13 protein-coding genes are annotated in these 14,642 nt (G+C 71.0%); 11 read left to right on the top strand and 2 right to left on the bottom strand.

Annotated features, from left to right (window positions below):
- The first annotated feature begins 39 nt into the window (after positions 1-39).
- Positions 40-855, top strand: a complete 816-nt coding sequence (locus OG331_RS09855) for an N-acetylmuramoyl-L-alanine amidase (protein ID WP_406194053.1) — start codon at positions 40-42, stop codon at positions 853-855.
- Between the two features lie 29 nt (positions 856-884).
- On the opposite strand, the gene OG331_RS09850 is transcribed toward OG331_RS09855, so the two are convergent.
- Positions 885-1,589 carry a FadR/GntR family transcriptional regulator gene (locus OG331_RS09850; protein ID WP_369274936.1) on the bottom strand — a complete coding sequence of 235 codons (705 nt, stop codon included), beginning with the start codon at positions 1,587-1,589 and terminating at the stop codon, positions 885-887.
- 195 nt (positions 1,590-1,784) lie between these two features.
- Between OG331_RS09850 and OG331_RS09845 the strand changes: the two genes are divergently transcribed.
- Genes OG331_RS09845 through OG331_RS09810 form a run of 8 tightly spaced genes read left to right on the top strand, consistent with a single transcriptional unit; the run spans position 1,785 to position 9,611 of the window.
- The gene (locus OG331_RS09845) at positions 1,785-2,855 is read left to right on the top strand and encodes a sugar ABC transporter substrate-binding protein (RefSeq protein ID WP_406209879.1); all 1,071 of its coding nucleotides are present in this window, start codon (positions 1,785-1,787) and stop codon (positions 2,853-2,855) included.
- On the top strand, positions 2,852-4,366 hold the full coding sequence (locus tag OG331_RS09840; protein ID WP_406194051.1) for a sugar ABC transporter ATP-binding protein: 1,515 nt from the start codon (positions 2,852-2,854) through the stop codon (positions 4,364-4,366). The genes OG331_RS09845 and OG331_RS09840 overlap by 4 nt, the downstream gene beginning before the upstream one ends.
- A complete protein-coding gene (locus OG331_RS09835) occupies positions 4,359-5,384 on the top strand; it encodes an ABC transporter permease (RefSeq protein WP_406194049.1) in 1,026 nt (341 codons plus the stop codon). Before OG331_RS09840 ends, OG331_RS09835 begins: the two co-directional genes overlap by 8 nt.
- 37 nt (positions 5,385-5,421) lie before the next feature.
- On the top strand, positions 5,422-6,774 hold the full coding sequence (locus OG331_RS09830) for an L-fuconate dehydratase (protein WP_406194047.1): 1,353 nt from the start codon (positions 5,422-5,424) through the stop codon (positions 6,772-6,774).
- Positions 6,771-7,526: an SDR family NAD(P)-dependent oxidoreductase gene (locus OG331_RS09825; protein WP_406194045.1), complete on the top strand. Its 756-nt coding sequence runs from the start codon at positions 6,771-6,773 to the stop codon at positions 7,524-7,526. Before OG331_RS09830 ends, OG331_RS09825 begins: the two co-directional genes overlap by 4 nt.
- On the top strand, positions 7,523-8,470 hold the full coding sequence (locus OG331_RS09820; RefSeq protein ID WP_406194043.1) for an aldo/keto reductase: 948 nt from the start codon (positions 7,523-7,525) through the stop codon (positions 8,468-8,470). Before OG331_RS09825 ends, OG331_RS09820 begins: the two co-directional genes overlap by 4 nt.
- Positions 8,467-8,781: an L-rhamnose mutarotase gene (locus OG331_RS09815; RefSeq protein WP_406194041.1), complete on the top strand. Its 315-nt coding sequence runs from the start codon at positions 8,467-8,469 to the stop codon at positions 8,779-8,781. Before OG331_RS09820 ends, OG331_RS09815 begins: the two co-directional genes overlap by 4 nt.
- Entirely contained in the window at positions 8,778-9,611 is an 834-nt protein-coding gene (locus OG331_RS09810) for an amidohydrolase family protein (protein WP_406194039.1), read from the top strand. Before OG331_RS09815 ends, OG331_RS09810 begins: the two co-directional genes overlap by 4 nt.
- On the opposite strand, the gene OG331_RS09805 is transcribed toward OG331_RS09810, so the two are convergent.
- Positions 9,599-11,020 carry a lipase maturation factor family protein gene (locus tag OG331_RS09805; RefSeq protein ID WP_406194037.1) on the bottom strand — a complete coding sequence of 474 codons (1,422 nt, stop codon included), beginning with the start codon at positions 11,018-11,020 and terminating at the stop codon, positions 9,599-9,601. The genes OG331_RS09810 and OG331_RS09805 overlap by 13 nt on opposite strands.
- A 147-nt stretch (positions 11,021-11,167) precedes the next feature.
- Here OG331_RS09805 and OG331_RS09800 point away from each other — a divergent pair, with 147 nt between their 5' ends.
- A complete protein-coding gene (locus OG331_RS09800) occupies positions 11,168-12,457 on the top strand; it encodes a DUF6777 domain-containing protein (RefSeq protein WP_406194035.1) in 1,290 nt (429 codons plus the stop codon).
- 88 nt (positions 12,458-12,545) lie between these two features.
- Positions 12,546-14,621 carry a SpoIIE family protein phosphatase gene (locus OG331_RS09795; RefSeq protein WP_406194033.1) on the top strand — a complete coding sequence of 692 codons (2,076 nt, stop codon included), beginning with the start codon at positions 12,546-12,548 and terminating at the stop codon, positions 14,619-14,621.
- Positions 14,622-14,642 lie beyond the last annotated feature (21 nt).

The raw sequence follows: 14,642 nt of genomic DNA, 5'->3' as shown, positions 1-14,642 counted from the left end.
AAGGCGATTCGGCGTCCCATGTGCGCCTTGGAGGCACTCTTGAAGCTCGTCACGCGAGCCCAGCTGGGCTGGCCCGCATCCGCCGCACCCACGCAGACATCGACCAAGGGCGTGAAAGTCCATTACGAAGGCGCGCCGGTCAGCCTGCAGCTCCTCGAAGACCACGATCTCTGCATCGCCCAGTGGAAGAAGATCCGAGTCGACCACCTGGCGAACAAGAAGGAGAACTACTCGGACATCGCCTACAACTACGGTGCCTGCCCGCACGGCCGTCTCCTGGAGGGCCGCGGCCTCGGCAAGCGCACCGGGGCGAACGGGAACCAGGACCTGAACCGCGGCCACTACGCGATCATGGGCCTGGTCGGCGACGAGGGGCTCACCGAGCCGACGGACGCGATGCTCGGCGCGATCCGCGACGGCATCGAGCTGCTGCGGCAGCACGGTGCCGGCAGCGAGATCAAGGGACACCGCGACGGCCTCGCCACGGCGTGCCCCGGCGCCCACCTGTACGCGTGGGTGCAGCAGGGCGCGCCGCGGCCAGGTGGTTCGCCGCCCGATCCCGCACCGCGGCCGGTGATCGACGTGTCGAAAGCGGTCGCCGCGGCCCTGCACGACCCGACCGCGTCGGGCACGCCGGTGTCCTACCCGGGCGTGAAGATCGTGGAGCAGGCGCTCGTCGCGGAGGGCCTCCTCGCACCGAACCTCGCGGACGGCCACTTCGGCACGACGACCGTGGCGGCCTACGCAGCCTGGCAGCGCCGCTGCGGCCTCACCGGCGATGACGCCGACGGCATCCCCGGCCGGGCGTCACTGGAGACGCTCGGACGGGAGCACGGTTTCGACGTGAAGCCGTAGCGAACGGCGCGGGCGCGTCCGGGCGGCGATCAGCCGCCCAGCTGCGTCCGCAGCCACTGCTCCACCTCGCCCACGTGTGCGGCCGCCGCGGCCCTGGCCGCCTCCGGATCGTGGGCCACCAGGGCGCGGTGGATCGCGGCGTGTTCGCGGCGGGTGCGGGTGAAGGCGCCCTCCTCCTGGTAGCCGCGCCAGACACGGGCCCGGAAGGTACGGGAGGACAGTCCCTCCAGGATCGCGGCCATGGTGTCGTTGCCGGCGGCGGCCGCGATCACGCGGTGGAAGGCCAGGTCGTGGGCGAGGATCTCCTCGGGGTCCTCCGTGGCGTTCATCGCCGTCAGATGCTTCTCGACCTCGGCGAGCTGGTCCGGCGTGATGCGCGCCGCGGCCAGCGCCGTCGCCGTCGACTCCAGGATGCGGCGCACCTCCAGCAGCTCCACGAGACGCGGACCCCGGGAGAGGTCGGCGACCACGCCGAACGTCTCCAGCAGGTCGCCGGCCTCCAACTGGGTGACGTAGATGCCCGAACCGTGCCGGGCCTCCAGCACCCCCAGCACGGTCAGTGCGCGGATCGCCTCGCGCATCGAGCTGCGGGAGATGCCGAGCTGGACCGCCAGATCGCGTTCGGTCGGCAGGCGCTGGCCGGGCTCCAGCCGCCCCTCGGCGATCATCGCCTTGATCTGCTCCAGGGCGCGCTGCGTCACGGTGCCCTTCTGCGGGGCTGTCTCGTCTTCCACGCCGTTCCTCCCGTCGCCCGAGGCGCCTGAGCGGGCCCGGTGAGCCGCAGTGTAATCACCAGGTTGGTCCGACCACTACGGCTGGAAACGCCGAAAAACTGCCTCCGAAGGGTGTTGCGTCGGCGAAGTGGTCTGATAAATATGCGGGCATCTGCTCGAACACGCTCAACGAGGAGCCGCCAGATGCACGGCCAGATGCACGGCACGACAGCGCGGAAGCAGAACAGTTCGCGGAGGGGCAAAGCGGTGGCCGCAGCGGTCGGCGCCTGTCTCGTGCTCGCCGCGTGCGGCAGCACCAAGGACACCGGCGCCGCGAGCGCCGAAGGCGGCGGCAGCGGCAAGGTCGGGGTGATCCTGCCCCTGCTGACCTCGCCGTTCTGGCAGTCGTACAACGACTATGTGCCGAAGATGGCCGACTCCGAAGGCGTCGAGGCGCTCAAGACGGTCAACTCCAACAGTGACCCCTCCCAGCAGATCACCGACATCAACAACCAGCTCAACCAGGGCGTGAAGGGCCTCGTCGTCGCCCCGCTGGACAGCGCGGCCATCGAAGCGGGCCTCGACCAGGCGGAGCGCAAGGGCGTGCCGGTGGTCGCCGTCGACGTGGCGCCCGACAAGGGCAAGGTCGCGATGGTGGTGCGCGCCGACAACGTGGCCTACGGCGAGAAGGCCTGCCAGTACCTCGGCGAGCAGATCCCCTCCGGCAAGGTCGTACAGATCATGGGCGACCTCGCCTCGGTCAACGGCCGCGACCGCTCGGAGGCGTTCCGAGCCTGCGTGAAGAAGAACTTCCCCAAGCTGAAGGTCCTGGAGATACCGGCCAAGTGGGAGTCCGACACCGCGGCCTCCAAGCTGGACACCCTCCTGAACGCCAACCCTGACCTCAAGGGCATCTACATGCAGGCCGGCGGCGTCTACCTCGCGCCGACCATCCAGACCCTCAAGTCCAAGGGGATGCTGAAGAAGGCCGGCCAGTCGGGCCACATCACCATCGTCTCCAACGACGGCATCCCGCAGGAGTTCGACGCCATCCGCAAGGGCGAGATCGACGCGACCGTCTCCCAGCCCGCCGACCTGTACGCGAAGTACGGCATGTACTACATCAAGGCGGCGATGGAGGGGAAGACCTTCAAGCCCGGTCCGACGGACCACGACTCGACCATCGTCAAACTCCCCAGCGGCATCCTGGAGGACCAGCTGCCCGCCCCGCTGGTCACCAAGGACAACGTCGAAGACCCCAAGCTCTGGGGCAACACGGTCAAATGAGTACGGCCGTGATCACACCCCTCGTCGAGGCGCGCGACATCGTCAAGCGCTACGGGCCCACCACCGCCCTCTCCGACGGCCGGCTCACCGTCGTGCCCGGTGAGTCCCACGCCCTCGTCGGCCGCAACGGTGCCGGCAAGTCGACCCTGGTCAACATCCTCACCGGCCTCCAGGCGGCCGACGAGGGCGAGGTCCGCTTCGACGGCGAACCCGCGCCCGCGCCGGCCGACCGGGACGCCTGGCGACGCAAGGTGGCCTGCGTCTACCAGAAGCCCACCGTCGTCCCCGAGCTGACGGTCGCCGAGAACCTGTTCATCAACCGCCAGCCCCTTCAGCGCGGCTTCATCAGCTGGCGCAAGCTGCGCGCCGAGGCCGCCCAACTCCTCGCCACCTGGGACGTCCACGTCGACCCCGAGGCCCGCACCGCCGACCTCAAGGTCGAGGACCGCCAAATGGTCGAGATCGCCCGGGCGTTGAGCTTCGGCGCCCGCTTCATCATCCTCGACGAGCCCACCGCCCAGCTCGACAACCGCGAGATCGAGCGGCTGTTCACACGGATGCGGGCGCTCCAGGACTCCGGGGTCACCTTCCTGTTCATCTCGCACCACCTCCAGGAGGTGTACGAGGTCTGCCAGACCGTCACGGTCCTGCGGGACGCCCGCTGGATCACCACCGCACCGGTCGCCGAACTCCCGCGCCGGGCGCTGGTGGAGGCCATGGCGGGGGAGTCGCTGGAGACCATCGCCGAACAGGCCGTGGACCCGAGGGACATCGACCACGACGCCCCCGTCCTGCTCGAAGCCCGCGGGCTCACCTCACCGGCGTTCCGGAACATCGACCTCACCGTCCGCCGCGGCGAGGTCGTCGGACTCGCCGGGATCAGCGGCAGTGGCAAGATCCAGCTCGCCGAGTCCTTCGCGGGACTGCACACCCCGACCGGGGGGAGTGCCCAACTGGACGGTGAGCGGCTCCCGTTCGGCGACGTGCAGGCCGCCCTCAAGGCGGGCGTCGCCTGTGTGCCGCGCGACCGGCACGACCAGGGCCTGGTCGCCGGCATGACCATCGGCGACAACGCCACCATGAGCGTCCTCGACCGGCTCGGCCGCTTCGGCTTCGTCGGGACCGAACGCAAGCGCGGCTTTGCCAACGCCCTCATCGACCGTCTCGACATCCACACCGAGGGTCCCGAACAGCCCGTCTCCGACCTGTCCGGCGGCAACGCGCAGAAGGTCGTCATGGCCCGCGCCCTCGCCTCCGACCCCCGTCTGCTCGTGCTGATCAACCCCACCGCCGGCGTCGACGTGAAGTCCAAGGAGTCCCTGCTCGCCCGCATGGACAGCGCCCGCGAGGACGGCACCTCCGTACTCGTCGTCTCCGACGAACTCGACGACCTGCGCCGTTGCGACCGCGTCCTCGTCCTGTTCCACGGCCGTGTCGTCGCCGAGCACCCGGCGGGCTGGCGCGACCACGAGCTGATCGCCTCCATCGAAGGAGTGGACAACAATGGCTGACACCAAGGCTCCACCGGCCCTGCCCGTCAAGGTGCCGGACGCCCGTGCCGCCAGGACGGTCCTGCTCCGCCGTGCCCGCGAACTCGCCCTGGTCCCGGCCCTGTTGCTCCTTCTGGTGCTCGGCGCGGTCGTCAATGACTCGTTTCTCACCGAACGCAACCTGATCTCGATCCTCGGCGCCTCCGCCGCCCTTGCGATGGTCGTGCTGGCCGAGTCGCTGGTCCTCATCACCGGCAAGTTCGACCTGTCGCTGGAGTCGGTGGTCGGCATCGCACCCGCCGTCGGAGCGCTCCTCGTGCTGCCCGCCGCCCAGTCCGGCTGGGGCACCGAACTCCCCGCCGTCCTCTCGCTGTTGGCGGTCCTCGTGGTCGGCGCGGCCGTCGGGGCCTTCAACGGCGTCCTGGTCGTCAAGTTCAAGCTCAACGCGTTCATCGTGACGCTCGCGATGCTGATCGTCCTGCGCGGGCTGCTGGTCGGCGCGACCAAGGGCAAGACGCTGTTCGGCATGCCCGACAGCTTCTACTCCCTCGCCACCACGACCTTCATCGGCATCCCGATGTCGGTGTGGCTCGCGGCGGCAGCCTTCGCGATCACCGGGTTCGTGCTGAAGTACCACCGCATCGGGCGCGCCCTGTACGCCATCGGCGGCAACGCGGACGCCGCCCGCGCGGCCGGCATCCGGGTCGAGCGCGTGATGCTCGGCGTGTTCGTCGTGGCGGGCACGCTCGCGGCCGTCGGCGGGATCATCCAGACCGGCTACGTCGGGGCGATCAGCGCCAACCAGGGCAACAACATGATCTTCACGGTGTTCGCGGCCGCGGTGATCGGCGGCATCAGCCTCGACGGCGGGCGGGGCACCATGTTCGGCGCCCTGACCGGCGTACTCCTCCTGGGTGTCGTCCAGAACCTGCTCACCCTCGCCCAGGTCCCGTCGTTCTGGATCCAGGCCATCTACGGCGGAATCATCCTGGTCGCCCTCATGATCGCCCGCGTGACGACGGGCCGTGCGCAGGACTGACCCGGCGCCGTCCCCACCATCGACCGAAAGGCCCTCTGTGTCCCCGACCCCCGGTCCCCCCGTCCGCGTGACCGCGCTCGACACCTATGACATCCGCTTCCCCACCTCGCGCGAGCTCGACGGCTCCGACGCGATGAACCCGGACCCGGACTACTCGGCCGCCTACGTCGTGCTGCGCACCGACGGGACGGACGGGCACGCGGGGCACGGATTCACCTTCACCATCGGGCGGGGCAACGAGGTCCAGGTCGCCGCGATCGAGGCGCTGCGCGGACACGTCGTGGGCCGGCCCGTCGAGGAGCTGTGCGCCGACCCGGGGACCCTGAACCGCGACCTGATCGGCGACAGCCAGCTGCGCTGGCTCGGCCCCGAGAAGGGCGTGATGCACATGGCGATCGGCGCCGTCATGAACGCCGTGTGGGACCTGGCCGCCAAGCGCGCCGACAAGCCCCTGTGGCGCCTGCTCGCCGACGCCGACCCGGAGTGGATCGTCCGCCAGATCGACTTCCGGTACCTCACCGACGCGCTCACCCCCGAGGAGGCGCTGGCCATCCTGCGCCGGGGCCGGGAGGGAGCCGAGGAGCACACGGCCCGGCTGCTGGAGCGCGGCTACCCCGCCTACACCACCTCCGCCGGCTGGCTCGGGTACGACGACGACAAGCTCAGCCGCCTCGCCGCCGAGGCCGTCGCCGACGGCTTCCGGCAGATCAAGCTGAAGGTCGGCGCCGACCTGGAGGACGACGTACGGCGCTGCCGTGTCGCCCGCTCGGCCGTCGGGCCGGACGTCCGCATGGCGATCGACGCCAACCAGCGCTGGGACGTGGCCGAGGCGATTCGCTGGACCAAGGCCCTCGCCGAGTTCGACCCGTACTGGATCGAGGAGCCCACCAGCCCCGACGACGTCCTCGGCCACGCGGCCGTCCGCGAGGCCGTCGCCCCGGTGAAGGTGGCCACCGGCGAGCACGTGCAGAACAGGGTCGTCTTCAAGCAGCTCCTCCAGGCCGGCGCCCTGGATGTCGTCCAGATCGACGCGGCCCGCGTCGGCGGCGTCAACGAGAACCTCGCCATCCTGCTGCTCGCCGCCAAGTTCGGCGTCCCGGTCTGCCCGCACGCGGGCGGCGTCGGCCTGTGCGAACTCGTCCAGCACCTGTCGATGTACGACTACGTGGCCGTCACCGGCACCACCGAGGACCGCGTCATCGAGTACGTCGACCATCTGCACGACCACTTCCTCGACCCGGTGGTCATCAGGGAAGGTCACTACACGGCACCCACCGCGCCGGGCTTCTCCGCCGCCATGCGGCCCGAGTCGATCGAGCGCTACACGTTCCCGGACGGCGCCTTCTGGGCCGCCGACCTCCAGACGCAGAAGAAGGGGCACGCGGCATGAGCGACTTCGACGGTCTCAAGGCGCTGGTGACGGGAGGCGCCTCCGGTATCGGCCGGGCCACGGCCGAACTCCTCGCCGCGCGTGGCGCCCAGGTCGCCGTACTGGACCTGGACCCGTCCTCCGTCGAGAAGCCACTGCTCGCCTTCCGCGCCGACGTCACCGACGACGCGTCCGTGCGCGAGGCCGTGGCGGCCGCCGTGGCGGACCTCGGCGGACTGGACGTGGTGGTCAACAACGCCGGCATCGGCGCGCAGGGCACCGTCGAGGACAACGACGACGCCGAGTGGCACCGGGTCCTCGACGTCAACGTCGTCGGCATGGTCCGGGTGGCCCGCGCCGCTCTGCCTCAGCTGCGGGAGTCCTCGCACGCGGCGATCGTCAACACCTGCTCCATCGCCGCCACGGCCGGGCTGCCGCAGCGTGCGCTGTACAGCGCGACCAAGGGCGCCGTGTACTCACTCACCCTCGCCATGGCCGCCGACCACGTCCGCGAGGGCATCCGCGTCAACTGCGTCAACCCCGGCACGGTCGACACCCCCTGGGTCGGCCGCCTGCTCGACGCGGCCTCCGACCCCGCCGCCGAACGCACCGCGCTGGAGGCCCGTCAGCCCACCGGCCGCCTCGTCTCGGCCGCCGAGGTCGCGGGCGCCGTCGCCTACCTGGCGAGCCCGCTCTCCGGCGCCACCACCGGTACCGCCCTCGCCGTCGACGGCGGCATGCAGGGCCTGCGCCTGCGGCCGGTGAGCCAGTGACCATCCCCCGGGGACTCGGCTTCGGAGCCGCCGTCATCGGCAACCTCTACACCCAGGTCACCGACGAGCAGGCGCACGAGGCGGTGTCCGCCGCCTGGCAGCGCGGCATCCGCTACTACGACACCGCACCCCACTACGGCCTCGGGCTGTCCGAGCGCCGCCTCGGCGCGGCCCTGCGCGAGCACCCGCGCGCGGAGTACACGGTCTCCACCAAGGTGGGCCGCCGCCTGGAACCACAGGCCGATGCCGGCGACGACCTGGCGAACGGCTTCGCCGTTCCCGCCACGTACCGCCGCGTCTGGGACTTCAGCGCGGACGGCGTACGACGCACCCTGGACGCCGGCCTGGAACGGCTCGGTCTCGACCGTGTCGACATCGTCTACCTCCACGACCCCGACGACCACGCCGAGCAGGCCTTCCGGGAGGGCTACCCGGCCCTGGAGAAGCTCCGCTCGGAGGGTGTGGTCGGCGCGATCGGCGCGGGCATGAACCAGGCGGAGATGCTCACCCGCTTCGTCCGCGACACGGATGTCGACGTGGTGCTGTGCGCGGGCCGCTACACGCTGCTCGACCAGAGCGCGCTCACGGACCTGCTGCCCGCAGCCGTGGAGCGAGGCGTGTCCGTGGTGATCGGCGGTGCCTTCAACTCGGGCCTGCTCGCGGATCCCAAGCCGGGGGCGACGTACAACTACGCCGAGGCACCGACCGACCTGCTGGACCGGGCCGTACGCATGAAGGAGGTCGCGCGGCGCCACGGCATCACCCTGCGCGCCGCCGCGCTGGCCTTCTGCATGGCCCATCCGGCGGTGGCGAGCGTTCTGGTGGGCGCCCGCTCGGCCGACGAAGTCCACGACTGCGTCGATCAGTTCGCCACACCGGTCCCCGCGGCCTTTTGGCAGGAGCTACGGGACACCGGACTCCTGGTCACCGAGGAGCCGTCATGAGAGTCGCCCTGCACACCAAGGTCCGCGCGGACCGCGTCGCCGAGTACGAGGCCGCTCACCGGGAGGTGCCGGCCGAGCTCACGGACGCGATCCGTGCCGCCGGCGCCACCTCCTGGACGATCTGGCGCAGCGGCACCGACCTCTTCCACGTCCTGGAGTGCGAGGACTACGGCCGCCTCCTCGCCGAGCTGGAGAAACTGCCGGTCAACGTGGCCTGGCAGGCCCGCATGGCCCAGCTGCTCGACGTGGTGCACGACTACTCCGACGAGGGCGCGGACGCCGGGCTGCCCGTCGTGTGGGAGCTGCCGTGACGATCGTCGACGCCCACCACCACGTCTGGGACCTGTCGGTGCGCGACCAGGACTGGATCACGGGACCCGAACTCCAGCCGCTGAGAAGGAACTTCACGGTCGACGACCTCGCCTCCGAGGCCCGGGCCGCGGGAGTCGACCGTACCGTTCTCGTCCAGACGGTCACGGTCGCCGAGGAGACCCCGGAGTTCCTCGCCCTCGCCGCCGAGCACGAGCTGATCGCGGGCGTCGTCGGCTGGACCGACCTCACCCGCCCGGACGCCGCCGAGGAACTGGCCCGGCTGCGGGAGCTGCCCGGCGGCCGGTACCTGAAGGGCATCCGCCATCAGGTGCAGGGCGAGCCCGATGCGGAGTGGCTGCTGCGTGCGGACGTACGGCGCGGACTGGCCGCCGTGGCGGAGGCGGGGCTGGTCTACGACCTCGTGGTTCTGCCCCACCAGCTGCCCGCCTGCACCAAGGCGGCCGCCTCCCTGCCCGAACTCACCTTCGTCCTGGATCACATGGGCAAGCCCCCCATCGCGTCCGGCGCCCGCGAGCCCTGGACGTCCGACGTCCGTGCCCTCGCCGCACTCCCCAACACCGTCTGCAAGCTCTCCGGCATGGTCACCGAAGCCGACCTGGTCTCCTGGACCGTCGACGACCTGCGCCCGTACGCCGATGTGGTGCTGGAGGCCTTCGGCCCGCGGCGGCTGATGTTCGGCTCGGACTGGCCGGTGTGCACACTGGCGGCGCCGTACGGTCAAGTACTCGCCACAGCACAGGAGTTGACCGGCTCGGACGATCGCACGCACATCTTCGAAACGACCGCCACCCGCGTCTACGACCTCTGAGCCACGCCCGCCAGGCGCGTCGGCGGCAGATACTCCCGTACAAAGGTCCGCTCCCAGCACGCGCCCGTCTCCCGCAGCTCGCGCCAGGTCGTGTAGCGGTAGCGGAAGAGGCGGGCGCGGACATGGCGGGGCGGCGCGTCCGGCGGGAACGGCGAGCGGCGCAGCAGCTTCAGCGTGTCGCGGTCGTTCTCCAGCAGCCGCTCCACCAGTGCGCCGAACCACGAACCGGCGTATGCGGGTGACAGCGCGGCGAACCACATCAGCCAGTCCAGCCGTAGGTGGTATGGCGCGAACTGCCGAGGCCAGCGCCGCGGATCACCGGGTTTGCCCTTGAACTCGTACTCCCGCCAGTCCGAGTCCTCTCGCGGAACGTCGTCGGCGGTGCCCTCGATCACCACCTCGTACCGGACCCTGCTGACACTGCCGAACGCGCCGTAGGTGTTGACCAGGTGGAGCGGGTCGAAGGAGCGGTTCATGATCTGGCGGCGGGAGATCATGTTCGCGACCGGGTGGTAGCTCAGGCCGACGAGGAGCACGGCGACCGCGAGGACCACGATCACGTACCACAGCGGCGCCTCGGGCACGGACGGCGGATCGCTCGGGAACCGGATCGCCGACAGGGCCAGCACGATGGTGATCCAGTTCAGCCAGGAGAAGTTGCCTGACAGGACCAGCCACAGCTGGGTGAGGACCATCAGCGCGGCGGCGGCCGTGGCGATCGGCTGGGGGGTGAAGAGGAGGACCGGCACCACGAGTTGGGTGACGTGGTTGGCAGCCACCTCGACCCGGTGCACAGGCCTCGGCAGATGGTGGAAGAACCAGCTCAGCGGGCCCGGCATCGGCTGGGTCTCGTGGTGGTGGTCCAGGCACGTCAGCTTCCGCCAGCAGGCGTCGCCGCGCATCTTGATCAGGCCCGCGCCGAACTCGACGCGGAACAGGATCCAGCGCAGCAGGAACAGCACCACGACCGGCGGCGCCACCTCGTCGTTGCCCAGGAAGACGGCCAGGAAGCCGACCTCCAGCAGCAACGACTCCCAGCCGAACGAGTACCAGGTCTGGCCGACGTTCACGATCGACAGATACAGCGCCCAAGGGACCAGCCACAGCAGCATGGCGCCCCACAGCGGCACCACGGAGTCCAGCCCGGCGAGCAGCGCCACCGACACCGCACAGCCCGACCAGGCACAGGCCGCGAAGAACCGGTCCGAGTAGTGGAGTTGGAACAGGCTCGGGGCGGTTTTGAAGGGCACCCGCTCGACGAAGCGGGGCACGGGCAGCATGCCGCGCTCGCCCATGAGCGCGCGGAACTGCAGCGCCGCCGTCAGGAAGGCGACGAGATACACACCGGCCAGAGCCCGCTGGAAGACCAGCCGGCTCGTCCAGTAGTCCGGTGCGGTGAACCAGTCCACGGCCGTGCCCCTCCTCTCTCCATTGTCGCGCCCGGCGACCCTTGTGACTCTCCGTATACCACCTCTCCGCTTGCGTAACCCGAGTGAGTGAAGCAGACAATTAGGGACGAAATTTCTGATGATCTCCGATGACCGGGGGAGGACGTGGTGCGGACACCCACCCGAACCCTCGTCACGGCCTGCGCGCTCTCGGCGGCGCTCGTCGCCACCGGCTGCGGTGTCGCCGGCGACGAGGACGCGGACACGGGCGGCAAGCTCTTCCTCCAGCCCGTCGCCGACCAGGGGCCGGACCCGTTCACCGACTCCACGGCCACGTCGACCGCCACCCCGTCGCCCATCACCCGGACGCCGAGGCCGGCGCACTCGGGGCGGACCGGGCTCCAGCCCCTGTCCGGCGAGACACCCGGCCTGTACGGCGGCACCCAGGGCGCCGGAAGCTGTGACGTCCGGCGGCAGATCGACCAGCTCACCTCCGACCGTGCCAAGGCCCGCGTCTTCGCCCAGGCGGCGGGCATCCCCCAGGCGTCGATCCCCGCCCATCTGCGCGGGCTGACCTCGGTCGTCCTGCGTGCCGACACCCGGGTCACCAACCACGGGTTCCGCGACGGCATGGGAACCGGCTACCAGTCCGTCCTCCAGGCGGGCACCGCCGTCCTCGTCGACCACCACGGTGTGCCCCGCGTCCGCTGTGCCTGCGGCAACCCGCTCGCCCCGCCCGTCGACCCGCACGGCACCCCGGGCACCAGCGGCCGGGCCTGGTCCGGGTACCGGCCGAGCCAGGTGGTCGTGGTGGCCCCGACGATCCGGATGATCACCAACATCACGATCATCAACGTCGTCGACAACACCTGGATCGAACGGCCGATCGGTCATCAAGGCCATCACCGCGACCACGCCGTGCGGCCGCCGAAGCCGGTGGTTCCGACTCCGCACGACAGCGGCCCGCGCGGTGACGTCAGCGCGTTCCCCGAGGACGGGAGTGCGCCTCCGTCCGGTGGGCGCACCTCCCCGCCCGAGTCGCCGGCCGACTGCGTGACTCCGACCGCCACCGCCGCGCCCCGGACCAGTGACGGCCGGCCGGCCAGGGCCCCGTCGGACACGCCCAGCACCCTCCCCGCCGACTGTCCGACCGCCACTGCCACGGCGTCGCCCCCGACGACCGAGCCCGGCCGCACGCCCGCACCGCCGGAGCCGCCCGGCCCGGCCGAGCCGTCCGACGGGCCCAGCCCCTCCGGCTCCCGCACGCAGCCGGGGACCTCCACCGGCTCCCCGGAGGAAGTCGGACCCCAGGCCGTCCCGGACGCCCCCGACGCACCCGACGGCGCCGGGCTGATTCCCGACGGCCCCGACAGCACCGACGCGCCCGTCATCCCCGGCGCCTCCGACCGGACCAGCGGCAGCATCTTCGGCAGCCCGACCGACGTCTTCAACGGCTGACAGAGGCCGGAACATGGTCATGGAATCGGGCAAGGGCAGTTCCGTCGCCCCGGTCGAAGAATCCGGCAAATCCTGGCAAGGTGGCCCCATGGTTGATCGGGGAGCGAGCGCCCTGTCACTCCCGGACGACTGGCCCGCCCACCCGGATCCGATCCTGGCGCTCAATCGCATGGGCAGCTTCGACTGGGACCTGGACTCCGGGGTGTTCCACATGGACGCCCAGGCCCACGAGGTCTTCGACGTGCGCCCCGACGAATACGACGGAAAGCCCGAGAGCCTGGCGATCCGGGTGCCGCGCCCCGAGGCCTACCGACTGGACGGCATGGTCTCCAAGGCCCTGAAGGACGGCAGCGAGAACTACGGCGCCTACTTCCGCATCCGCTGCCGCGACGGCACCCTGCGCTGGACCCACACCCAGGGCTACATCCGCCGCGACGAGACGGGCCGCCCCCGCCGCATCATCGGCATCGTCCGGGACGCCACCGACGAACTCGCCGAGAGCGAGGAGCGGCGCGAGCAGGCGGCCGAGCACGAGGCGCGTCGTCAGCAGACCAGCGTCGTCCAGGTCACCACGGCCGCCCTCGCCCACGCCCGCACCGTCCAGGACGTCATCGACGTCCTCAAGGACACCCACGGCATCACCCACCTGGGCGCCACCAGCCTGGTCATGGGCCTGGTCGAGGCCGGACGTATCCGGCTGGTCGCCGAGGGACCCGCGGGCAGCTTCGTGCCCGGCACCATGGTCACCCGGATCGACGAGCAGTACCCGATGAGCGAGGTCGTACGAACCCTCAGCCCACGTTTCATCGAGTCGCCGGAGGAGTTCGCGGAGCGCTATCCGATCCTCTGGCCGAACATCACGGACCTGAACATCACGGCCGCCGCCTACATGCCGCTGATCGCACAGGCCCGGCCGATCGGAGCCATCGGACTGCTCTACAGCGACCGGAGCGGCTTCACCACCGAGGAGCGCAACGTGCTCGTCGCCCTCGGCAGCAGCATCGCGCAGAGCCTTCAGCGGGCCATGTTCTACGAGCAGGAGAAGGACCTCGCCACCGGCCTCCAGCAGGCCATGCTGCCCCGCACCATCCCCAGCGTGCCCGGCGCCGACGTCGCCGTCCGCTACCGTTCCGCCTCGCTCGGCCGGGACATCGGCGGCGACTGGTACGACCTGATCCCGCTGCCGGGCGGCCGGGTCGGCGCCGTCATCGGCGACGTCCAGGGCCACGACACCCACGCCGCCGCCGTCATGGGCCAGTTGCGCATCGTCCTGCGCGCCTACGCCGCCGAGGGACACACCCCGGCCACGGTGATGGCCCGCGCCTCCGTGTTCCTGCACGAACTGGACACCGACCGCTTCGCGACCTGCCTGTACGCGGAGGCCGACCTGTCCACCGGAGTCGTGCAGGTGGTCCGGGCCGGGCATATCGACCCCCTGCTCCGGGAACCGGGCGGCGCCTGCCGACGCGTCGCGGTGGAGGGCGGGCTGCCGCTCGGCCTGTCGGCGGAGTTCGGGCGGCTCGAATACCCGGTGAGCACCATCGAACTGGACTCCGACCACACCCTCCTGCTGTGCACCGACGGCCTGGTCGAACAGCCCGGCGCCGACCTCGACGACGGCATGCAGACCCTGACCGCGCTCATCGCGACCGGCCCGAACGACGTACGGGATCTCGCGGACCTCCTCATCGACGTCGCCGAGGAACGCGGCGGTGACGACGACGTGGCCCTGCTCCTGCTGCGCCGCCGAGTCCTGGACGCCCCGCAGGCCGGCGGCCGCCTCCAGCAGCATGTCGCCCCCGGTGACCCCGAGGCCCTCACCGGCGCCCGGCACATGATCCGCGCCGCCGTGCGCGCCTGGGGCGCCGAGGACCGGGCCGACGAGATCGAGCTGGTCGCCGACGAGCTGATCACCAACGCCCTGATGCACACCGAGGGCGCGGCCGTCGTGACCCTGCGGGTCCTCACCGGCTCCGACCGCCGGCTGCGGGTCGAGGTCGAGGACTCCTCCAGTGCCCTGCCGCGCCGCCGCGAGGCGGGGGAGTCGGGCGTCTCCGGCCGGGGTCTGCTCCTCGTCGACCTGCTCACGGACGTGTGGGGCGTGGAGGCGCGCGGCGGCGGCAAAGCGGTGTGGTGCGAGTTCGTGGTGCCGGAGCGGAGCTGAGGCTGTCGGTGCCGGGTGGCA

Source organism: Streptomyces sp. NBC_01017 (assembly GCF_045162795.1).
In the GTDB taxonomy this organism is placed as follows: Bacteria; Actinomycetota; Actinomycetes; order Streptomycetales; family Streptomycetaceae; genus Streptomyces; species Streptomyces machairae.
The sequence above is the reverse complement of the archived record's forward strand: the minus strand, read 5'-3'. Positions and strand labels throughout refer to the sequence as shown.

Coding starts and splice junctions, on each gene's coding strand:
- OG331_RS09840 (WP_406194051.1), top strand. CDS start 2,852: ATGAGTACGGCCGTGATCACACCCCTCGTCGAGGCGCGCGACATCGTC.
- OG331_RS09795 (WP_406194033.1), top strand. CDS start 12,546: ATGGTTGATCGGGGAGCGAGCGCCCTGTCACTCCCGGACGACTGGCCC.
- OG331_RS09825 (WP_406194045.1), top strand. CDS start 6,771: ATGAGCGACTTCGACGGTCTCAAGGCGCTGGTGACGGGAGGCGCCTCC.
- OG331_RS09835 (WP_406194049.1), top strand. CDS start 4,359: ATGGCTGACACCAAGGCTCCACCGGCCCTGCCCGTCAAGGTGCCGGAC.
- OG331_RS09845 (WP_406209879.1), top strand. CDS start 1,785: ATGCACGGCACGACAGCGCGGAAGCAGAACAGTTCGCGGAGGGGCAAA.
- OG331_RS09815 (WP_406194041.1), top strand. CDS start 8,467: ATGAGAGTCGCCCTGCACACCAAGGTCCGCGCGGACCGCGTCGCCGAG.